Raw genomic sequence first — 22,634 nt, 5'->3', positions numbered from 1 at the left:
TTTGTGGTGTCAGCAGAGCGGTAGTAAACCAGGTAGTTCGTAGCATTGATGGATTTTGTCCAAGTAACAGTAGTCTGCTTATAGTTGTTCGCTTTCACGCGGGTTTTTACAATAGACGGAACGGCCGGGATAGTAACGGTCTTGCCTTTCTTGTCGTAAGAACTCCATTTTCTGCCATACTTGTTATATGCCCTGACGGTGTAGGTATATTTTTTGCCACCCTTGAGTGGGTACTTTCTGGAAGATTTGTGAGTGTACTTCAGATTTTTACTGCTGATAGTTGCCAGCGTGGTCCACTTCTTCGCACCGGCCTGTTTGTAATAAATCCGGTAAGAAGTGGCATACTTGGACTTCTTCCAGGTGACCGTTGCGGAATTCTTGGTCGCGGTCACTTTCGTAATCGCCGGTCTTGCGGGCGTTCGCTTGGAGGCCGCCGGGGTGGTGGACTGAAAGACTGCCGGGACAATCAGTGTGATGGCCAGCAGGACGACAATCAGGCCGTTGAGCAGCCGGGTCTTGCTTAGTTTCTTTATCATAAATATTTTCCCTCCTTGTATAATTTTTTTTGCTTATATATATTTTACAACATATATATATGGTTTGCAAATATTTAAGACAAATGTAATATGCAGAAAAAATGAGTCGCAAAAAAAATGGAAAATCGGCATAATATTTTATAAACAAGAAAAAAAACAGGAGGCAAAGTAAGGATGCAGGACGAAGGATATTTATCAAGACCATTTGGCAGGACTTATGATACACAGGCTGAAAAGGATATTCTGGACGGCAAGATATCCATTAGCCAAATTCCCTTTGAATACCGATATTCCACGCCATACCGATATGCGTTTCGGAGACTTCGAGGATTAAAACAAATAGGGCAAGATGATGCCGCAGAAAGAAAGGTGTTTAAAAAATGTCTTTTGGATGATATAATGGAATGCAAAAAAAGGAAAGAAAAGAGCGGTAATCTTCCGCAATGTTATCCAATGTGGGATTTGGATAAGAGAAGACGCGTACTGGAAAATATATGGAGAAGTGCAGCGGAAGTAGGGTTCTTTGTAGAAGAATAATAATGTTTAAAATACCAGATTTTGACGAATTGTTTTACGGAAAAAAAGATTTAAAAGAAATTGATAAAATTTGCAGCACAAACGAATATGCTTTCATTAAAAAAAAGCTTAACACAAAAAATTTGGTATCGTTAAGAAATCCCAGGTTTTGCGGAGTAAGCGAAACGAAAAGAAAAAACGTACATATTGTATTTTTCCTAGAATACCGAATAAAACTTCGTGAGTCCATGGAGCAGATATCATACGAATATGCTATATGCGGATTCATGGAACATGGCCAAAGAGTGTATGAAGCCTATGTAGAGCATGTACTGACTATCAACGGAGAACGGGAAATTCCAGGCCGACAAAAAATCGTCCGCGGGTCAAATACTCCGGTTTTAGCTTCGCACGCGGGTCTGAATCCCCGCTCGAAGTCTGGTTACGAGCGCGAAGCACAAGTTATCAATAGCAATTTTGCGATATTAAGAGACAACTATGTAACAGACAGAATATATGAGAATCAAGGGATTGGGAGCGCCGGATTGTTTTACGTACACCAATTAGCTAAACAATTACATTGTTCATATATAGAAGGCGTAAAACATCCTGTCAAAGTTAAAGAAGATGAAAGAAAAGATGAAATGGATAGACTAACTTATTTTTATCAAAAAAATGGGTATAAACAAGAAAGCGGAAATGCAAGAATATATATGAAGTTATAAAACGATTATCTGCTTTTTTGAGGTGCAGGTCGCTGGCAAAAAGATTGGATTAGAATCTGCCAGTGACCTGGCATGTTATTCGTATGCATATATAGGATAACATAATTAACGGAGAATGGGAAGTCCCCGGCCGACAAAAAGTTGTCCGCGGGTCAAATATTTCGGTTTTAACTTCGCACGTGGGTCAGAATCCCCGTTCGTGCACTGCACTCAGCCTTACGGCTTCGCTTGTCAGCCTCTGCGAGGCTTGGTTACGAGCCGGAACGGCGAGTTATCAAAAGAAAAAAACAATGGGTGTAATTATTCGCTGCGCAATCTTTTCCTCAAAAATCCAAAACCTTATCAATATTTCAGCATATTGTATCCGAAAAAAACAACTAAAAAAAATACTCAAGAAAGGATAGACAATATGCGGAACAATCTAAACGCGCAGACAAGGTCTGTGTCTGCAAATCCACAAAAGAAAAAGAAAAAAATACTTAAAACAAGCATCGGGATAGCAGCGGCGGCTGCGGTGACATTCCTGCTGCTAGGAAGGACTGATGCAGTTATATTCCTGCAGTGGGAATTTTATATGTTGCTGATGATGCTGGTCTCTATGCCGTTGGCGGTGGCGGTGTTTGGAGAGAATAAATGCCTGCTGCCGTTTGGCAAGACTTTCGGGGTTCTGATTCCCGGATTTATGATGTGGGCTGCAGGGGTCTGTTTACACATACCGTTCACCAGAAAAACTGGAATCATTGCAATCTGCCTGTATTTCATGCTGTGTATGGCTGTCGGGAAGAAACGGAAGAGATGCCTGGAAGATTGGAAGCAGTGCTTTTCCGGATGCTTAAAATATGAAGTGATTTTCTTTGTCGTATTTCTGTTCTGGGCTTACCTTATCGGGTTCAACCCTTCCGGATACGGTACTGAAAAGTTTATGGACTATGGATTCCTGCAAAAGATGCTGACGACATCAAAACTTCCACCGGACGACATCTGGTATGCCGGAAAGAGTATCAATTATTACTACGGCGGGCAGTATTACGCAGCGTTTATTGCAAAAACGATGTTATAGAAAACAACGAAGGCAGAATATGCTTATAATATGATGCGGGCTTTGATTCCGGCACTGATGTTCACGGGTATTTTCGGAATCGCAGAACAAATGCTGAAAGACAGGTTTGAAAAAATAAGCAGAAAAGAGAGTGTTATTTTTTCTGCGCTGTCAGCGGCAGCGGTAGTGTTTGGAGGAAACGGGCATTATATCGTGTATGGACTGCTGAAGCCTTTTATCTCTATTGGCCTAACGAACACAACTTCTTATACGTGGCATAAAGATATTGATGTGGACAGCATGTCTTATTGGTTCCCGGATGCAACACGCTATATCGGTTATAACCCGGATGTTGACGATAAGACTATTCATGAGTTTCCGTGCTATTCATTCGTGCTCGGTGACTTGCATGCGCATATGGTAAATATCATGATTGTCATACTGATTGCGGCTTTACTGTATGCTTTTTTGAAGAACAATAGCAACGGAAAAAAGAAGTTCTGCCTGCCGCAGTTGTGCATGCTCGGCTTAGCCTGGGGCTTATGTAATTTTACGAATTATTGGGACTACATCATTTATGCAGTTGTGATTATAATTACAATCATCTTTGGAAATCTGCATTCAGGAAAATCTAAAATGCTGAAGCGTATGGTTTCACAATTTGGAATCATTCTGATTACAGGATATCTGACAGCACTGCCATTTACAATGAATTTTAAAAGTATCTTTAAGGGCGTTGGCGTTGCAGGTCATCACTCGGCAATCTATCAGTTGATAATCCTCTGGGGAATTCCGGTTGCGATAGCGGCTATGTTTGTTGTCCTGATGGTGTACCGCTGGCTGAAATCAAAAGGCGGGCTGATAAAACGCCTGCAAGCACTCCGTACTCCAGATGTGTTTGCGTTTATCCTGTGCTGTTGCGCAATCGGACTTATCGCCATTCCGGAACTGGTATATGTCCGGGATATCTATGAGGGGTCTTATTCGCGAGCAAATACGATGTTCAAACTGACTTATCAGGCGTTCATCCTGCTGAATATATGTAGTGGATACATTCTGTATTCATTGTTACAAACCCGAAAAAAGCCTTTACATATTGCCGCATTCATCCTGCTCGCTTTGCAGATTTTACTGTTCGGGTACTTTTTCAATGCTGCCGGTTCATGGTTTGGGGTGTTGATGAATCCGATGGAAAGGACCGGGCTGAATGCCCTAAATTATCTGGATAACGAAGAATTTGCGGACGAAAAAGATGCCCTGCTGTGGTTAAAAGACAAGGCTGAAAAAGAAGAAATAAAAGAAGCAATAGCAGAGGCTCCAGGGGACAGCTATACTGCATATGAAAGGGTTTCTGTTATTACTGGAATCTCAACACCTGCCGGTTGGAAAGTTCATGAATGGCTGTGGAGAGACAGCCTGAATGGGATTGAGAAGAGGACAAAAGATATAGATGGATTTTTTGATGGAACAAAAGATGCGGAAAAGATAATAAAAAAATATAATATCAAATATGTGTTCTGCGGATTGCGTGAAGTTGAGAAATACGGAAAGGATGTAAAAGATAGAGTAAGGAAAATGGGAAAAGTGGTTTATGAAAAGAGCGGGGCGATGGTGGTAGAAATAGACTAGATAAAACAAAACATATTGACTTTTAAAAAATATCAGCATATAATATAAGCATAATCCAAGGTTTCTGTTGCCGTAAAACAGGACTTAATGCTTGGTGTTCTTCAGCCGTAAATGAAGGGATTAATGCTTGGTGTTTCGCGACCGTAATAGCGAGAATTTAATTAATAGGGCGAAATTTTTAATAATTTCGTCCTATTTTATATTTATTGGAGAAATATGATTAAATTTTACGATGTAGATAAAAATTACATAAATTTTCTTAAAACTATTGATGGCCAAATACCAAATATCGAATACGAAGGAAACAATAAATTTGTTTGCGGAATAGTACTGACGATTAGCAACATTAATTATTACGCCCCGATATCCCACATGACAAATAGGCAGAGAACAAACATTCAGATAACTGAAAATGGAAGAGTCTTATCTACAATCCGATTCTCTTTTATGTTTCCGGCTATGAAAAATGTTCTGACTGTAAAAGATTTCTCTGTAATCGCTCAAAATAATCAACAGTATGCGGACTTGTTAAATGCCGAATACAGATTCTGCAGAGCACATGAAGCCGAAATATACAATAAGGCATTGCAGGTATATAGGATTGGATGCAACAAAAATCATGTATTAAACTATACCTGCTGCGATTTCAAAAAACTCGAGGAACATTATCTGGAATATGCGACCCAGGAAACCAGAACAAGCAACAGAATAGACTAGTATATCTTAAAAATAAAGGAGAAAGAAAGTGAAAAAGAATACATTTGCGATAGTTGCCGGTGGCATTGTTGCTTTAATGGCCATGCTTGCCTTTGCGATGGTAGCAGCCATTCGGTAATGCGAAAAAAGGAGCCAAAAGATGGCTCCTTTTTTATTACATAAAAAATCCCGCATATTTTATACAAATAATTTTTACAAAGAAAGGAAAAAAGAGAATATGAAAAAAACAATGATTATCGCGGTTGCTATTTGTGTAGTTCTACTTGGAGGTGTATTCGTATTTAATACATCCTCTACCCAGAGACAGATGAAATCTTTGCGCAGCGACATCGGTGGCGGGCTGGAAAGGACCGTGACGGTTTATGACTATAACGGTAAAGAAATCCGCCACTGGACAGGAAAGTTTGATGTTTCCGAATCCGAGAGTGAAACATATTTCGATGATGAAAATGGAAAACGTGTTGTCATTCATGGTGGTATCGTAATCAACGAAGAACAGTAGCGCAGTCTCAAAAAAAGAGCCTCTTTGAGGCTCTTCTTTTGTTGCAAAAATCGGCATACTGAAGAAAATACAAAAAGAGAGGAGACATAATTTTATGACAAATTTTATTGGATATGGAAACGAAGTTCCTGCTCCACCGATTCGGAGAAAAACGAAGCCCAACATGAGCAAGGCAGAGAAACAGCAATTCTATTCACAAAAAATCCAAAAAGATGGGACAAAAATAGAGGACATACCATCGGAATTTAGAACCATCGAAGTATATGTGCTAGCGTTAGGCAATGTGAAAAATCTGGCAGAAAAACGGCATGTTGTGAAGTTAATGATACAGGATGCCAAAGAATACAGAGAAGCTGGGATAGAAGAGAAGGCTGTTGTCCTGGAAAGCCTGAAAGGATTGGTGTTTGGGAAGGTGACGATGCAGGAAAATTCTGAAAATAGAAAGTAAAATTCCGGGACTTTTATTTTTTTGTGAAAATCAGGCATATTATATATGCAATACAAAACAGGCTCAGCTGCGAGCCCGCCTTTGTATATGTCCTGCATATACAGTGTGAGTACAGGGATAAGCTTCATCTGCTTATTTTATCGACGGGCGGGAAACCCCGCCCGCGTCTGGTACACGCGAGTTTAGCTCGCGGTATCATGGAAAGCTTAAGAGGTAAAATCCATTGTCCAATATAATCGTCTTATAACCCTGCAACACGGTCATTTCCGTCGGGCGCGGAGGATGAAAAACGGTGGCGTATGGAGACATCTAGCGGTTCTCTTTTGGGAACCCGCCAGATTTATCTGTGCGGAGCAGTCAGGCCAAGAAATCCCGTGGAGGGATTTCTTTTTTTTGTGCTCTTTCTGAAAAAATTCAGCATATTGTATATACCCCGGCTGCCTGCGGCAGCCGGTTTTTCTTTTCCATAAAATACAGCATATTAAAAATGTAATAAAACAGCACAAAGAAAGGAAGAAAAATAATGGAAAAAATGGTGAGGTCTTATGATTATGATAAAGGCTGCTGGAGTAGTTATACAGGCAATGGTATATCATATTCATCTCTGCATGCATTTAACAGCAGCATGAATTGTTTTATCAGTGATATCGATATTGAACCAGGAGTTAAGGAAGCTCGGTTTGTCTGCCTGGATGGCGAAAACGCAATGCTGTTTCTACTGGAAAAATGTATGAAACAGTTTCCTGATGTAGAACAAATCTATATTGGTCCTGGCGTAAATTCGCTTCATTTCTCAAATTTTATGTTCCCGAATGTAAAATATGTAGAATCAGACAGCAAATCGTTTCTTTCAGGACAAATGCTGGTTTCAAGAAGCGGCTCTCTGTACAATGTGTTCTGTAGAAAACCGGAAGATGTGATTGACCTGAATAAAGTTATATTTATTGAAGATAAAGCGTTCGCTGGCTGTATGTCCACAAATATCATTAACACAGACAATGTAAGTCTTGTTGACAGCATGGCTTTTGATGGCTCGGCTGTCAGCATGGCTGATTTCGAAGATGGTGTCGTTATGGTTGGCGATAATATAATCATCGATGTCAACGAAGATGCAGACGAAATCGTTTTGCCGCGTAATTGTGTAGTAAGCCATGCTATAGAAAAACGGCATTTGAAAAAAGCGGTAATAAAAGATATGAAAATGCTCTCTGGCCTTCAGCTTAACGCTGACACTATCGTCATTGATGACGACAATGAACGCGACATGGAATCCCTGGCGAAATATGGACTAACTTATGCTAAGACAATAGAGTTGACAGAGAAGACACGGTCTCTTGGCTATATTGATGTTGATGGCATTGTATATTCAGCTGACAGAAAGACTCTTCTTGTATGTCCGGGAAGAAGAACGAAGCCTGTAAACATACCGGAAGGGACAGAAATAATTTCAGCATTTGCGTTTGCGGGCTCAATGATTGAATCTGTATCCATGCCTGACTCATTAAAACGAATAGAGCAGCATGCCTTTAATGGCTGCAAATGCCTAATGCATGTTGATATTGGAAAAGGGCTTACTAACCTTGGCGAGCCATTCAGTTCAGGAGCTATGTTTAACGGATGCCGAAACTTACAGTATATAGACATCCCGGAAAATATTAAATATATCTCTTCAAACTGTTTCAGTAACTCAGGCCTTACTTCCGTGACTTTGCATGAAGGCCTTGAAACGATTGACAGCGATGCGTTTAACTGCCCGATTCAAAATGTGGAAATCCCGAAATCTGTTAAAAATATAGACCTGTGGAATTTCCCTATGCTTGATGAGGCTAATATTAAAACACACAGTATGCCGGCTATCACAAACATTGTCAAGTCAAACTGCAAGAAATGGAACTGCAGAAGCAATATGGCTGACTTGAAAATCAATATTGACTGTATAGCTTATCCGGTTTTTGTTCCAGCAAAGCTTACAAGCGCCGGATTGAGAAGATTAAACAGCCTACTTGGTAAAGCACTGTTTAGGGATACCGATTCTAATGATGTAAACCAGACGACATTCCTCTGTATTACATCTGAACCGAGGATAAAACAGAGACTTGCATTAAAAATGTATGACGCCGTAGAGAGTAATGAAATCAAAGCCTATCTTCGCCGGGCGGGAAAAAGTATTGCTGAATGGATGATTCTTGATAAAGATGAAGAGGCTTTAATTCGGTTCCTGAAAAAAGATATCATAACAGCCAATACTATTGACAAATTAATACCACAGATGGATGCTGCTGAAATGATTAACGCCAAGGCATATGCCCTGGAGTACATAAGAAAGAGCACAAAAGAAAAAAGTTTCCGTATTTGAAAAAAGCGCCTTGCGGCGCTTTTTCGTTGCCAGTAAAAAATCCGACAAAAATTTGCGTACACCGGAAAATCTGGTATACTGTATATAAGAGATGAGGAAGAGAAATCTTCCTGGTTCATAAGACGGATTCGCCGCCGAAAAAATTCCTTTCTTTGTTTAAATGCCGCTGCCGCATGCAGCGGCATTTGTGTTTTCTTGGATAAAAAATTCGGCATATAAAAATATCGTTTACGATGTTTTATTTCTCTACATTTCGGTGTAGAGATTTTTTATTTCCCATTAAAATTTTTTCGTAAAAAATCGTCCCGTTTTTAATTTTTTCAGCATATTAAAAGCATATTAAATATGTAAGGAAAATACATGAGAAGAGGAAACAGAATGCATACTTTAAGATTAAAACTAAATGTTGATGATGATACTGCAGCGGTGCTTGAAAAGCGTTTTCATATTTTAGAGAAACCAGACAGAAATAAATGCATCAAATTGTTTGATAACTTTGTAAAAATGCAGGATGAGCTGATAAACGAAATGAAAGCAGCCGGCGTCTCATATCCAGCCTGCTTCGGTTTCTAGTAAACTGCAAAAGGTTTCCGGCAAGCACTAGAAGATTCCGATATTTGCCGGGAGTCTTTTGCGGACATAACATACAGACAAAGATTTCCCAGTAACCCGTTAATTGCACAGGAGGCAGAAACCGCTCCTTCGGTTGCGAATAAGGGAGCCTGAACCTTCGGGTTCTTGTCATCTCTGAAAGCTGAGCCCGTAAAATGGAAGAGAGTCATGCAAAACCGTGTACCAGGTCATGCCTGAAAGATTGGCCGTCTGTTTCCCGGGGATATACCTGCAGGGGTTCGCCTGCTGCAGTGAAACCCGAGTCCTCTTCAAGTAACTGCTTGCAGGTGCGGGGATTCTGCGGTTTTAACCGTTGGAGGTTTCAACAAAAAACAGAAAGACTTCTTATGTCAATAATCCGCGCCCGAGATAAATCTCGGACGGGGCTTGTAAAAACATGCATATTTTTATTCTGTATTTTTTATTAGTCCTGTCCATATTTATTAGAGGCGTTGGCCGCAAGGCCTTATTGATTAGCCTCAGTATTAAACGAAGCCTTCCGGGCTAGTTTAATACTACGTTACCGGTAAAATAGGCACCGTGGAATGCTCCTCAAGTCTCACGCTCTGCGGCATGCTGTTAACCATCTCTTAGGGTAGGAGAAGTGCAGTATGCGATAAACTATCGGATAACATTGGCGATGAGGACAACCGATTCTGACTAGGCGCCGGCTTGCCGAAGCCGAAAGGATAGAGAATCTGTATGGGCTGCTTTTAAATATCTTCTGATGTTTGGAAGCAGCTGGTACAGAAGGCGTAAGCCATCCCGGCTTGCCGGGAAAATATAAATACAAAAGAGGGCAGCTTATGTCAGTTGCAGTCATTAATAAGACAGGCGAAAGATTGATGCCAACAAGTGAACACAGAGCACGCAAGCTGCTCAAATCAGGTAAAGCAATTAAACATAGTTATCATCCGTTTACCATACAGCTTACCGAAAGGGAATCTGGAGATGCTCAGCCCATAGAGCTCTGTATGGATACCGGATATATACATATTGGAACATCTGTAAAATCAGAGAAGCACGAATATCTGGCTGAACAGATTGATACATTAACAGACGAAAAAGCCAGGCATGATGCATGCAGGATGTACCGCAGACAGAGACGAAGCAGAAAGAGATACCGCCAGCCACGGTTTAATAACCGGAAACGTAATGACAGGTGGATTGCTCCATCTCTGGAGCATAAGAAAAGTATCCACATCCAGGCAATTTTACGTATCTGTAAAGCAATGCCAGTTACTGATATTACCTTAGAGATGGGCAACTTTGATACTCAGGTTTTGAAGGCCAGAGAAGAAGGTAAACCATTACCACATGGTGCAGATTATCAGCACGGCGAACGTTACGGCATCGCAACACTTCGCGAAGCAGTTTTTACCCGTGATGACTATAAATGCCAGTGCTGCGGCAGGACAATAAAAGATGGGGCGATACTCCATGTTCATCATATTAAATACAGGAGCCAGGGCGGAACAAACCGTATGTCAAATCTCATCACTGTATGTGATAAATGCCACACACCGGCAAATCACAAGCAAGGCGGTAAGTTGTATAACTGGAAACCAAAGATTGCATCATTTAAGGGTGCAACATACATGACTACTATTCGATGGAAACTATATAACGAAGCAAGAGCGTTGTTTCCAGATATTGATATTCATATTACATATGGCGCTGAAACGAAAGAACGGCGCAGGGCATTGGATATTGACAAATCACACGTTAATGATGCTTTTGTAATTGGACAGTTTCATCCAAAGCACCGTTCAAAACCTATATGCTATAAGAAAAAGCGCAGGAACAACCGGTGTCTGGAGAAATTCTACGATGCAAAATATATCGACAGCCGTGACGGTAAAAAGCGAAGCGGTCAAGAGTTGTTTAATGGCAGAATCAGCAGGAATCATAAGAAAGACTCAGAGAATTTACACCAGTATCGGTTACAAAAAGTAACTCCCGGAAGAAGAGCAATCAGGAGGCAACATTACCCCATTCAGCCTCATGACATTATCGTTTATAACGGTAATAAAATTGAAGTTTCAGGATGCCAGCACAAAGGTACAAGAGTCGTTTTTTCTAAAACTAAAAAGTCAGTACAGATATCAAAAATTAAACTATTTAAATACGCTGGCGGTTATTCCAAATCAGTATTTAATTAATAGAAAAGGAGGAAGCAGGAGGAATGTAAAACCGCGCATTCCTCCACACCCGACTGCGAAACAATGAATATTGTTTCTACGTCGGATGGGGTACCCTGCGCGAAAAAAGATGGATACTTTTTGGATATGGGAATGACAAAGCGGGCAGAAGAATTCGTAAAAGATAACGCGTAATACAGCAATAAAACTTAGCAGCGAGACATTCGGTCTCGCTTTTTTGCTGCATTTTCGCCTCATTTTTCCAGCAAACATATTGATTCTGCGGGCATAAAGATGAAGGCAAGCGAGTGAAAATGAGCTTCCCGAATCGCATATGTAAACAACAAGCTGTTTGCATATAATCGCAAATATGACCGTTCCTCGTAGCCAAAGAAAAGGAGATGCGATGAAAAAAGTTTTACGCGCCATTGTGATAATGATTCGGGATGCCAAAGAATACAGAGAAGCCGGGATAGAAGAGAAGGCTGTTGTCCTGGAAAGCCTGAAAGGATTGGTGTTTGGGAAGGTGACGATGCAGGAAAATCCTGAAAATAGAAAGTAAAAAGCAATAGGATACAAAAAAACAAAAAAATAAAAGCCTCGGTAAAGTTCCGGGGCTTTTGTTTAAGAGATATAAAATATGAAATTCTCTTTTTCGATGGCTGCTATAAAATTAAAATAATTACATTCAATATAGGTTCTAACTAGATGAACCCAGAGTTGAATATCTGCCCGCAACGGTCGCGGTAATCCATAAAAGCCCTCCTCCCTTGTATACAAAACAACAGTTCCTTAAATTAAATTATCAGAATTATATTATGTTTTGTCTCTGGCTAGATGAACCCAGAAGGAAAGTCTACGGTATTTAATCTCATCGCTACAACAAACTCCTTTCTTTTTTTTTAAGACAATAATAATATGCCGGAAAAATATAAGAATAAAAAAAGAATTTGCAAAAATACAAAAAAAAGAGCCGGCCACTTTCGTGGTCGGCAAATTTGCGGGAAATCTTACAGCAGCCCGGTGGCTACAACACTGATTCCCCAAAGGAGAAACAGTACAGCGCCAGCTTTGACAAGTCCGAAGTGAAAATCACTTTCATAGTCACAGAAGTCATCTGCATCATCATCGTCAATGATGGTATGAGCCAGAAGCTGGTGTGTTAAATCTGTCCGGCGGTCAAGTTCGTTGACCTGCCAAGCAATCTCAGATACAATCGCATGCATAATGCGGCGTCCGCGTCTTACGATGGCAACCTGATTTCTTTTTGCTCTTACGATTTCATTTTTTCTCATAATTCTTTTCTCCTTTTCTTTCCGTTCCTTTTCGTTACTTTGTGACAGATTCAATATGCCGAAAGGGTGACGAAATAAAAAAGAAACGGCAAGACCGTTTTGGCGAAAAAAAAGACAGCAAAAAAATTTTTTTTCTTTGTTTTTTATGCACGTATTTTTTAAGCATATTAATTTTGTATCTAGAAAATAGAAAAGACAAAGAAAAGGAGATTTAAAATTATGAACATCAAAGAAGCAAAAATGGAAGTCGAGAAAACAGTTAAGGTTTATCTTGAGAAAGATGAGTGTGGTGAGTACCGTGTACCGCTTGTTCGCCAGAGACCTTTGTTCCTGGTCGGTGCACCTGGAATCGGTAAAACAGCCATCATGGAACAGGTGGCAGAAGACCTTGACCTTGCTCTGGTCAGCTACTCTATGACTCATCATACAAGACAGTCTGCTATCGGCCTTCCATATCTGAAGGAAGTTGAATATGGCGGCAAGAAATTCACCAAGTCCGAATACACGATGTCTGAAATCATCGCATCTGTATATGATGTGATGGAGAAGACTGGTAGAAAAGAAGGCATCCTATTCCTGGATGAGATTAACTGCGTATCCGAGACACTGGCTCCGGCTATGCTGCAGTTCCTGCAGTATAAAGTATTTGGCAATCAGCAGGTTCCGGAAGGATGGGTTGTCGTTACCGCTGGTAACCCGCCACAGTTCAACAAATCCGTTAAAGAGTTTGATGTGGCTACCCAGGACCGTCTGAAGATGGTTCCGATTGATGCAGACTTCGGATGCTGGAAAGAGTATGCATATAACGCAGGTATCCACCCGGCTATCATGGCATTCCTGGCTAACAATGAAAAGTGGTTCTACAGCATCAAAACGACTGTTGATGGACAGCAGTACATTACAGCACGTGGCTGGGAAGATTTATCATCCCAGATTCAGGCATATGAAAGAATGGGATTCCCTGTAAGCCAGGACCTCATCATGGAGTATATTACGGACAAAGAATGTGCCCGTAAATTTGCAGTTTATTACGACTTATTTAAAAAGTACCGTGTAGATTATGCAATCTCCGATATCCTGAAAGGCAATATTTCTTCCGGTGCCATCCAGAAAGCACAGAATGCACCATTTGATGAACGACTGTCTATCATCTCCATGTTGATGGAAGCAATCGGCGGATTAGCGAAATCCGTTGTCATTGATGGTGAAGCATTCGAACAGGTTGTTAAGAATCTGCGTGTAGTAAAGAAAAAACTTGCTGGCAGTGATAGTGTTTACGAAATGCTTGCAAACGACATTGCAGACGTCAAAGACGAGATGGATAAGGACAAACAGGCAAATGCACTGTCCTCTGAAAAGAAATCCATCATGCGCAGAAAAATCAATCTCTATGAGTCTTATAAAAATAAGATTGAAGAAGAGAAACTGGTTTCTGCTGGAAACAAAGAGCAGTTCGCTATGCTGAAGGCGACTTTCGACAAAGATATCAAGAAGTACAAGGCTTCTGCAGCGAAGACAACTGCGGCGATGGAGAACGCTTTCAAATATATGGAAGGCGCGTTTGGTGATGAGCAGGAGATGACATTGTTTGTTGCGGAGTTAACAATCAATAAAAACATCGCAAACTTCATTACGAAGCACGGCAGCGAGTCCTACTTCAAGCATAACAAGAGTCTGCTCATCTACAACGAGGATGACAAACTCAACAATGAGATTGACACTATGCTTGAAGAAGCAGTGTGATGTTCTCTCAAAATACACAAAGAACCCCGGGGATTACTCCCTGGGTTCTTTTTTTTGTGCTGTTAAAAATCAGGCATATTAAAAGAGAAGCAAAATTAAACAAAAAGAAAGGAAGTAAAAAAAATTATGGATTTAAAAATCAACAAAGCAAAAACAACTGTAGCACCAGGACAGAGTCTTACAAATTTTGAGGCAATTGCGAACAAGTGCCTGAAACAGATTAAAAACAAACTGTACTTTCAGTACAAAGCGTTAAGCCCGGTAATTTACCGTATGCCAATCCAGTTTACAGAACCTGGGGCGGGGGCCTTTGGTACTGATGCTGTGAGAATATATGCGGACCCAATGGACGTCATCCTGAGATATAAAAAGTCACAGGATGAACTGAGCAGGGCGTATCTGCATATGCTGTTCCATTGTATCTATCTTCATCCATTCCAGCCGGTAAAAAACATTGACACCGGTGTTTGGAATATCGCTATGGATATCTGCAGTGAGGCCGCTGTCCAGAGGTTGAACCCGAAACAGATTGCTGGGGACAACGACCGAAGCCGTATCATTAACGACATCAAGAGCCGGATTAAGATGTTTATTCCGGCTTTGGTATACAAAGAGCTGATGGATAACTCTATGAATTATGATTTTGAAGAGTTAATCTCTCTGTTCCATATGGATGACCATTACTGGTTAAAGGACCAGACCCCTAATGTTAACGGCGACGGCAATGACAATGGCGATGGTAACGGTCATGGCAATGATAATGGCGACGGTGACGGCGATGGCGACGGCGACGGCGATGGCGACGGCGACAGCGATGGCGACGGCGACAGCGATGGAAACGGTAACGGTGGTGGAAACGGTAACGGCAATGGGGATAATGATGGACCAGAAGGCGGCGACAGTTCCCAGCACACGGACCGTGAGATTCAGCAGAAACAGCAGGAATGGCAGGATGCTGCAAGACAGGTTGCTTCAGACATGCAGAATTTCCACCACCAGGGAAAAGATGCCGGAGATATCGCAGCAGAAATCGACTTTCTGACCCAGGATAAGATGGACTACGAAGAATTCCTCCGCACGTTCTCTGTTATGGAAGAGAAAATGATGGTCAACCAGGATGAGTTTGACAATATGTATTATATGTACGGATTGAATGGCTTACCCAGTGTTGACGGAAAAAAGGCGGTAGACAAAAAAGTGCTGCTGATTGAGCCTTTGGAGTACAAGGAAGACAAAGTCATTAAAGACTTTGTTATCGCCATTGATACATCTGGTTCATGTGCAGGAGAACTTGTTAAGAAATTCCTTAACAAGACTTACAGCATTTTAAAAGAGACTGAGAGCTTTGCTTCCCGTGTAAACATTCACATCATCCAGTGTGATGCGGCTATCCAGAATGATACCAAAATCACAAACATGAAAGAAATGGAACAATTCATGCAGAACATGAAACTGTATGGCTTCGGCGGAACAGACTTCAGACCTGTATTTGAGTACGTTGATACCCTTATCAAAAACAAAGAGTTTGACAACCTTTGTGGGCTCATCTACTTTACTGATGGATATGGAACATATCCGACAAAGCCAACACCATACAAAACGGCATTTGCTTTCCTGCAGGATTACAACAACCGTGACGATGTTCCGTCATGGGCTATGTCTGTATTCTGGGATGAAGACCAGGAATAAATCTATAAAGAGAAATTTATGCAGAGCACAAGAACTGTGCTCTGTTTTTTCTTTTTCGTTTTGGATTTTGCATATTAAAGAAGAGACAAAAATAACAAAGAAAGAGAGGAGCTGGAACTATGGATAGAGATACGGCTAAAGAGATTATTTTGGCCAGTCTGCCAAATTACCTGGCTCAGAAAGGCATTAATATTTCAAGAAAGTTCTTATGCTTGAGCCCTGACCATCAGGACCATTCACCGAGCATGTGCTACGACCGGAGAAGGAACCGCTGTCATTGTTTTTCATGCGGATGCGATGTTGATATCTTTCATCTCATCCAATGGGATTACAATACCACATCATTCCCGGAAACATTCAACCTTGCCTGTGACATCTTCGGAATCGATGTAGATGACCGAAGGGAAAAACCAAAAGAAAGGCCAAAAATAAAACCGGCCAAACAGGGAAGGACGAGGGTTTCCGAGATTAAACGGGCGGAGCCTGAAGTCTGCGACAAAGTATACAGGACTTTAAAGATGTTATCACCTTTGACTGAGGCCGATAAAAAATATCTGAAAGAAAAGAGGGGACTGTCCAAAGAACGGATTGAAAAAGATTACATGAGGATGGTTGTCGCACCGGAAGAACGTGCAAAAATTGCCCGGAAGATTTCAAAATTGACTGGGTACACGAAAGATGTATTGAAGTATGTCCCCGGATTTTTTATCGACAAAAGAACAGGTATGCTTGACTATTCCGGAGAGGACACTCCTTCGGTGTCTCACGGCACAAGGTGGTGCAATAACGCGGGTATCGGAATCTTAATCCACGATGCTGACGGGTATGCGGTTGCAGTTCAAATCAGACGGGATACGGCAAGTAAAGGAAATAGATATTGCTGGTTCACTTCCATTTTTGCCGTTGACAGCATTGATTATGACGGCGGCAGCACACCTGGGGCAGCAAAGGACATTATCATTCCGGAAAACCCGCGGGGCTGCCTGTGTATAACAGAGGGCCGGTTTAAATCCGAAATCCTGGCAGCAAACAGGAATATCACTATTTCAATCCAGGGCGTTTCCTCATGGAAGGGGATTGACGAAATCATCAATAAACTTAGAGAACAGCACGAGATAAAAAGTATTTATCTGATGTTTGATTCTGACATCCTTGGTAATAGACAGGTATTCAATACCATCTCAGAAATGGCAAGGATGCTGATGGAGAAAGTCCCGGATTTAAAGATTAAATTTGCAATCTGGAAAATCGGATACGGGAAAGGGATTGATGACTGTATCCTCGCCGGGAACATAAAGGAAGTGCGATATATTGATGCGATATCTTTTATGAATACCTGCAATGAGGCTTTTGACATGCTGCTTAAAAAATATGAGGTTAAGTCTTTTAAGAAGATGAAAAGCGAAGACAGAAAAGTATTTGCAAAATACCTTCAGGCAGAGAATGAGAAAAGGCTTTTTGACGAAAAGGCAGGAAAGAAACCAGAAGAAGCCGCGTAGGAACAGAAACCGTTTGTTGTTGTAATGACAGACGGTTTTTTTTTGTGTAAAAAAACAGGAATGCCAGCAGTTTTTCAGGAAGATTTGGCATACTGGAGGTAGGAACAAACTACAAAAAAATAGCTACAAAAAAAAGGGAAAAGGAGGACGGCGAAAGAGCCGAAGAGGAAGAAAATGAGAAACAGATGTATGTTTGAGAAGATGGCTGCCGGGATGGCGCTTGCGGCAGCGGTGATGGCCGGCGTGATGATAATACCTGGAAGCGGACGTGGGCTGGTGGTTGAGGCTTATTCCGCAGATGCAAGTAATCAGAATAGTCAGAATATTTCGGGGGGGTACCAGGAGTAAAGATGGCGTAGACAAGACGGACGAAGCGGGTAGCAAAGAGGGAAATGCTGAAGTTGGCGCGGAGAGTGAGGAAGACGGAAGTGGAATCTACGATTTCAAGGATAATAAGACGACCAGTACTGTGACCATCACCAAGAAATGGGATGACGGGCTGACCAATGCGGAGCGTGAAATCCCGGATATGTATCTAAGCACCGAAAAGCCAAGTAAGAGTACAAAGGGATATACCATCACGTTCCACGGGAACGGGCTAAAGTTTGCCGACGGGACCGACGAGAATATGGTGGTTTACAACTCTTCAGGGCAAATTGTGGAGGGGAGTTATAAAGAAGTGGTCGGAACCGGGGTAGCGTGGTACAGTGATGAGACATGTAAAAACAGGATAATGATTTCTGATGATGGTATGCCGCAGGTCGAACTGACCGGGGATTTGGAATTGTGGGCGAAAGAGATGACATTTACGCTCGTCAACGGAAACACCTTCAATGCTAAAATACCAAAGAATACTACTGAGGTTATTTTCACTGATGAAGTAAAGCCAAAAGGTAAAGAGATTATTGATGTAGACGCGGACGGGGACGTCGGTGTTATTGCATGGATGGATGATGACGAAGGGACGGTCATGAAAGTATCCACACAGATTCCGGGCGTAAAAGTACAGGCGAATGAATACAGTGGAAATATGTTTAGTTATGCCAGAGAACTTCAAAAAATCGACTTCAAAATGCTGGATACACAGAACGTAACGGATATGAGAGGTATGTTCTACGGCTGTTTTGGTTTGGCTAATCTGGATTTGACACCGTTGGACACACAGAACGTAAAGAATATGCAGTACATGTTCTACGGCTGTTCCGGCTTGACTAGCCTGAATGTGTCGCCGCTGAATACACAGAAGGTGACGGATATGAGAGGTATGTTCTACGGCTGTTCCGGTTTGACTAGTCTGAATTTGTCACCGCTGAATACACAGAAGGTGACGGATATGAGCTGGATGTTTGACGGCTGTTCCGGCCTCACAAACCTGGATTTGACTCCACTGGATACACAGAAGGTGACGGATATGGGTTGCATGTTTTGCAATTGTTACGGCCTGACAAGTCTGGATTTATCGTCGCTGAATACACAGAAGGTGACGGATATGAGTAGAATGTTTCAGTATTGTTCTGGCCTGACTAGCCTGGATTTATCATCATTAAATACACAGAAAGTGACGAATATGAGTAAAATGTTCTCCGTCTGCTCTGGTCTGACAAGCTTGAATCTGACGTCGTTAAATACGCAGAACGTGACGGATATGAGTGGAATGTTCTCTAATTGTCGTGGCCTGACAAACCTAGATTTATCACCGCTGGATACACAGAACGTGACGAATATGAGTAATATGTTCTGCTATACCGGTTTCACGAGCCTAGATTTAACCACGCTGGATACGTCAAAAGCAACGAACATGAACGGCATATTCGAAGGCTGTTCTAGTCTAACAAGCCTGGATTTGACGCCGTTAAATACACAGAACGTAACGGATATGAGTGAAATGTTCTGCGACTGCTCCGGCCTGACGAGCCTGGATTTGACGCCGCTAAATACACAGAAAGTGACAGATATGGATAGTATGTTTCAAGGCTGCTCCAGTTTGACTAGTCTAGATTTGACTCCACTGGATACACAAAGGGTGACGAGCATGAGGCGTATATTTTACTACTGTTCCGGTTTGACAAGTCTGGATTTGACACCGCTGGATACGCAAAACGTGACGGATATGAGTGGAATGTTCGAAGCCTGCTCCGGCCTAACAGACTTGGATTCCTCTCTGCTAGATACACAGAACGTAAAAGACATGAGTGGTATGTTCTATGGGTGCAGTGGTCTTGTAGAATTAGATTTATCTAATTTTGACACAAGTAATGCGACAGCAATGGGTAGTCCTGCTGGGTATAAGGAAAACAGCGCTTATAGTTCTATCAGAAGTGGCATGTTTGAAAACTGTTCTTCTTTAACATCTTTAATTATTCCGTTTAATACATCGCACGTAATTGATTTTGGCAGAATGTTTAAAAAATGCAGCGCATTAACCACACTTGATATTTCAACATTTGATACGACCGCCGCTAAAGATATGGGTTGTATGTTTGAAGGTTGTAATAACTTAACGAATATAAACTTATCAAAAATAAGTACCAAAAACGCAACAAGTTTAAGCGGCATGTTTAATGATTGCAGCAGTTTAAAGAGTCTTGATTTTTCATCATTTGACACATCAAATGTAACTAATATGGTCTATATGCTTCGTAACTGTTCCTCCCTAACCAGTCTCACCACCGGCACCACCTTTAAATTCGTCGGAACGAACTATGAGCTTCCCGGCACCTGGCAGAACACCGCCGGTGAAACCTTCACCTCCGGAACGTTCCCTTCCAACGTTACTGATACCTATACGAAAGTTTCATCTTAGCATACATCAAGCCTGTAGCGCTACGCGCTGCAGGCTCTTTTGTATATTCTTTTCGTTTGCTTATTTGCAAATGGGCGTATTTCTCCGTAACTTTTTTGCATATTAGATGTATACAGATTGATTCAGAAGGAGGAAGAAAATGAGAAACAAGTATATGTTTGAGAAGATGGCCGCCGGGATGGCACTGGCTGCGGCAGTGATGGCCGGCGTGATGGTGATGCCCGTGGACGGGCATGGGCCGGTGGTTATGGCTTATGCTGCAGACGTGAATAATCAGAATAGTCAGAATATTTCGGGGGGGGTACCAGGAACGAAGATGGCGTAGATAAGACAGACGAATCGGGCAGCAAAGAGAGTGATAGTGTAGAGAGCGGGGAAGACGGCAATGCCGATGAGGGCATCTACGATTTCAAGGATAATAAGACGACCGGTACCGTAACCATCACCAAGAAATGGGATGACGGGCTGACCAATGCGGAGCGTGAAATCCCGGATATGTATTTAAGCACCGAAAAGCCGAGCAAGAGCACGAAGGGGTATACCGTCACGTTCCACGGGAACGGCTTGACGTTTGCCGACGGGACTGATGAAAATATGGTGGTTTACAACTCTGCCGGACAGATTGTGGAGGGGAGTTATAAGGAAGCAGTCGGGACCGGGGTTGCGTGGTACAGTGATGAGGCGCGTGAAAACAGAGTGATGATTTCTGATGATGGCGTACCGCAGGTCAATCTGACTGGGGACTTGGATTTGTGGGCGAAAGAGATGACGTTTACGCTTGTCGATGGAAGCAGTTTCCACAATAAAATACCAAATAGTGCTACCGAGGTTATTTTTACCGATGAAGTAAAGCCAAAAGAGAAGGAGATTATTGACGTTGATGCGAACGGAGATGGCGGTGTTGTTGCATGGCTGAATGATGACGCAGGAACTGTCATGAAGGTGTCTACACAGATTCCGGGTATGAAAGCGCAAGCGGCTGAAAACAGCAGCTACATGTTTTACTATAAAAACAAACTTCAAAAAATCGATTTCAAAATGCTGGATACGCAGGACGTAAGAAACATGGAGCGTATGTTCCAAGGTTGCTCCGACCTGAAGAGCCTGGATTTGACACCACTGAATACGCAGAATGTAACGAGTATGGCCAATATGTTCTCCAGCTGCTCCGGCCTGAAGAGCCTGGATTTGGCACCACTGAATACGCAGAATGTGACGAGTATGGCCAACATGTTCTCCAGCTGTGTCAGCCTGACAAGTTTGGATTTGGCATCGCTGGATACACAGGAGGTGACGGATATGAGGGGTATGTTCTCCAGCTGTTATAGGCTGACGAGTTTGGACTTGACACTGCTGGATACACAGAACGTGACGAATATGAGTGGTATGTTTCAGTATTGTTCTGGTCTAACGAGCCTGGATTTATCATCGTTAAATACACAGAACGTAACAAGTATGAGTTATATATTTTACGACTGCTCTTGTTTAACAAACCTGGATTTAACACATCTAGATACATCGAAAGTAACAAGCATGTATTTCTTATTTTACGACTGTTCCGCCCTCACCAGTCTCACCACCGGCACCACCTTCAAATTTGTCGGAATAGATTATTCTCTTCCCGGCACATGGCAGAACACCGCAGGTGAAACCTTCACATCCGGAACGTTCCCCTCCAACGTTGCCGACACCTACACAAAAGTTTCAAGCTGACGTTTCTGGTTTGAACTACAAAAACAAAAAAGACTCGCAAAATTTGCAGAAAAAGAAAGAGTATGGCATACTGTACTTGTCAGGAAGGAGTAATGTTTGAAACGCTTCCGGACCACGTAATAAATTCTTCATCGATGGACAGGAAAACCCGTCCACGGCTCTACACTCCGACTGCGTCGTCGTTTGTCAGCGGTCATGACCGCTTGGTACACGCGAGCATAGCTCGCGGTATCATATGTATACACGATATGTGCCGGCGATTCTGGCGAATTTGGGTTATTTTTCGAACAGGTTCTACCCAAATGGCAGGTTCGATTCCTGTCATCGCCTTCCTGGGTGCCTGGCATCCTGACTTAAATTTGTACCTTTCTTTGTTTGGCAGGACCGGTGGCTGCAATGGCTGCCGGTTTTGTTTTGTAAAAATCTGGCATATTACATATGAAAAAACGTTAAAAAAAATGAGGTAAAAAATATGGAAAGACTAACACTGAACGAATCGGCATACAAAGAAATACAAAATGCAAAAAAATGTGGAAAAATGACTGCGCCGGAATACGATAATCTGACTGAAGGAGCGACGAAACGCATACGCAAGCACAGACTGGAGCAGGCGCGGGCATATGCGGAAGCAGAAGGATTTTTTGCAAATAAGAAAAAACAAGGAAGAATAT

18 protein-coding genes and 1 pseudogene are annotated in these 22,634 nt (G+C 42.0%); 17 read left to right on the top strand and 2 right to left on the bottom strand.

Translation table 11 applies throughout. The features are described 5' to 3' along the window. A partial coding sequence (locus DMI82_RS15705; protein ID WP_146207173.1) for a fibronectin type III domain-containing protein occupies positions 1-536 on the bottom strand: 536 nt, incomplete at its 3' end. Between the two features lie 174 nt (positions 537-710). On the opposite strand from DMI82_RS15705, the gene DMI82_RS15700 reads away from it, so the two are divergent. The 10 genes and pseudogenes from DMI82_RS15700 (at position 711) to DMI82_RS19895 (ending at position 11,783) form a co-directional block, all read left to right on the top strand. Continuing rightward, positions 711-1,073, top strand: coding sequence for a hypothetical protein (locus DMI82_RS15700; protein WP_110103850.1), 363 nt, complete (start codon positions 711-713; stop codon positions 1,071-1,073). Between the two features lie 2 nt (positions 1,074-1,075). Next, positions 1,076-1,777, top strand: coding sequence for a hypothetical protein (locus tag DMI82_RS15695; protein WP_110103849.1), 702 nt, complete (start codon positions 1,076-1,078; stop codon positions 1,775-1,777). Between the two features lie 115 nt (positions 1,778-1,892). Further along, positions 1,893-4,445 (top strand): annotated as a pseudogene (locus DMI82_RS15685) (DUF2298 domain-containing protein). Positions 4,446-4,661: 216 nt separating this feature from the next. Beyond that, positions 4,662-5,162: a type III toxin-antitoxin system ToxN/AbiQ family toxin gene (locus DMI82_RS15680; protein ID WP_110103846.1), complete on the top strand. Its 501-nt coding sequence runs from the start codon at positions 4,662-4,664 to the stop codon at positions 5,160-5,162. 217 nt (positions 5,163-5,379) lie between these two features. Next, positions 5,380-5,664, top strand: a complete 285-nt coding sequence (locus DMI82_RS15675; RefSeq protein WP_110103854.1) for a hypothetical protein — start codon at positions 5,380-5,382, stop codon at positions 5,662-5,664. Positions 5,665-5,758: 94 nt separating this feature from the next. Then, positions 5,759-6,112, top strand: a complete 354-nt coding sequence (locus tag DMI82_RS15670; protein WP_110103845.1) for a hypothetical protein — start codon at positions 5,759-5,761, stop codon at positions 6,110-6,112. A 523-nt stretch (positions 6,113-6,635) separates the two neighbouring features. Beyond that, positions 6,636-8,468 carry a leucine-rich repeat domain-containing protein gene (locus DMI82_RS15665; protein WP_110103844.1) on the top strand — a complete coding sequence of 611 codons (1,833 nt, stop codon included), beginning with the start codon at positions 6,636-6,638 and terminating at the stop codon, positions 8,466-8,468. Positions 8,469-8,846: 378 nt separating this feature from the next. Further along, positions 8,847-9,041 (top strand): hypothetical protein, encoded by a 195-nt coding sequence (locus DMI82_RS15660; RefSeq protein ID WP_146207172.1) that lies wholly within the window; start codon positions 8,847-8,849, stop codon positions 9,039-9,041. Positions 9,042-9,886: 845 nt separating this feature from the next. After that, complete coding sequence (iscB, locus tag DMI82_RS15655; protein ID WP_110103842.1) at positions 9,887-11,242, top strand: RNA-guided endonuclease IscB; 1,356 nt, start codon at positions 9,887-9,889, stop codon at positions 11,240-11,242. Positions 11,243-11,627: 385 nt separating this feature from the next. Further along, entirely contained in the window at positions 11,628-11,783 is a 156-nt protein-coding gene (locus DMI82_RS19895; protein WP_158526490.1) for a hypothetical protein, read from the top strand. 448 nt (positions 11,784-12,231) lie between these two features. Here DMI82_RS19895 and DMI82_RS15650 read toward each other — a convergent pair whose 3' ends face one another. After that, entirely contained in the window at positions 12,232-12,516 is a 285-nt protein-coding gene (locus tag DMI82_RS15650) for a hypothetical protein (protein WP_110103841.1), read from the bottom strand. Positions 12,517-12,735: 219 nt separating this feature from the next. On the opposite strand from DMI82_RS15650, the gene DMI82_RS15645 reads away from it, so the two are divergent. From DMI82_RS15645 to DMI82_RS15620, 7 genes are all read left to right on the top strand, one after another. Next, positions 12,736-14,259, top strand: a complete 1,524-nt coding sequence (locus tag DMI82_RS15645; protein ID WP_110103840.1) for an AAA family ATPase — start codon at positions 12,736-12,738, stop codon at positions 14,257-14,259. 126 nt (positions 14,260-14,385) lie between these two features. Beyond that, entirely contained in the window at positions 14,386-15,948 is a 1,563-nt protein-coding gene (locus tag DMI82_RS15640; RefSeq protein ID WP_110103839.1) for a vWA domain-containing protein, read from the top strand. A gap of 119 nt (positions 15,949-16,067) precedes the next feature. Then, positions 16,068-17,447: a DUF3854 domain-containing protein gene (locus DMI82_RS15635; RefSeq protein WP_110103838.1), complete on the top strand. Its 1,380-nt coding sequence runs from the start codon at positions 16,068-16,070 to the stop codon at positions 17,445-17,447. A gap of 174 nt (positions 17,448-17,621) precedes the next feature. Further along, complete coding sequence (locus tag DMI82_RS19890) at positions 17,622-17,795, top strand: hypothetical protein (protein ID WP_158526489.1); 174 nt, start codon at positions 17,622-17,624, stop codon at positions 17,793-17,795. Then, positions 17,746-20,250: a BspA family leucine-rich repeat surface protein gene (locus tag DMI82_RS15630; protein ID WP_110103837.1), complete on the top strand. Its 2,505-nt coding sequence runs from the start codon at positions 17,746-17,748 to the stop codon at positions 20,248-20,250. The genes DMI82_RS19890 and DMI82_RS15630 overlap by 50 nt, the downstream gene beginning before the upstream one ends. 139 nt (positions 20,251-20,389) lie before the next feature. Next, positions 20,390-20,575: a hypothetical protein gene (locus tag DMI82_RS15625; RefSeq protein ID WP_110103836.1), complete on the top strand. Its 186-nt coding sequence runs from the start codon at positions 20,390-20,392 to the stop codon at positions 20,573-20,575. Between the two features lie 170 nt (positions 20,576-20,745). Beyond that, positions 20,746-21,963, top strand: coding sequence for a BspA family leucine-rich repeat surface protein (locus tag DMI82_RS15620; protein ID WP_110103835.1), 1,218 nt, complete (start codon positions 20,746-20,748; stop codon positions 21,961-21,963). The last annotated feature ends 671 nt before the right edge of the window (positions 21,964-22,634 follow it).

Origin of the sequence: Blautia sp. BCRC 81119, from assembly GCF_003184505.1 — a bacterium.
In the GTDB taxonomy this organism is placed as follows: domain Bacteria; phylum Bacillota; class Clostridia; order Lachnospirales; family Lachnospiraceae; genus Blautia_A; species Blautia_A fusiformis.
The sequence above is the reverse complement of the archived record's forward strand: the minus strand, read 5'-3'. Positions and strand labels throughout refer to the sequence as shown.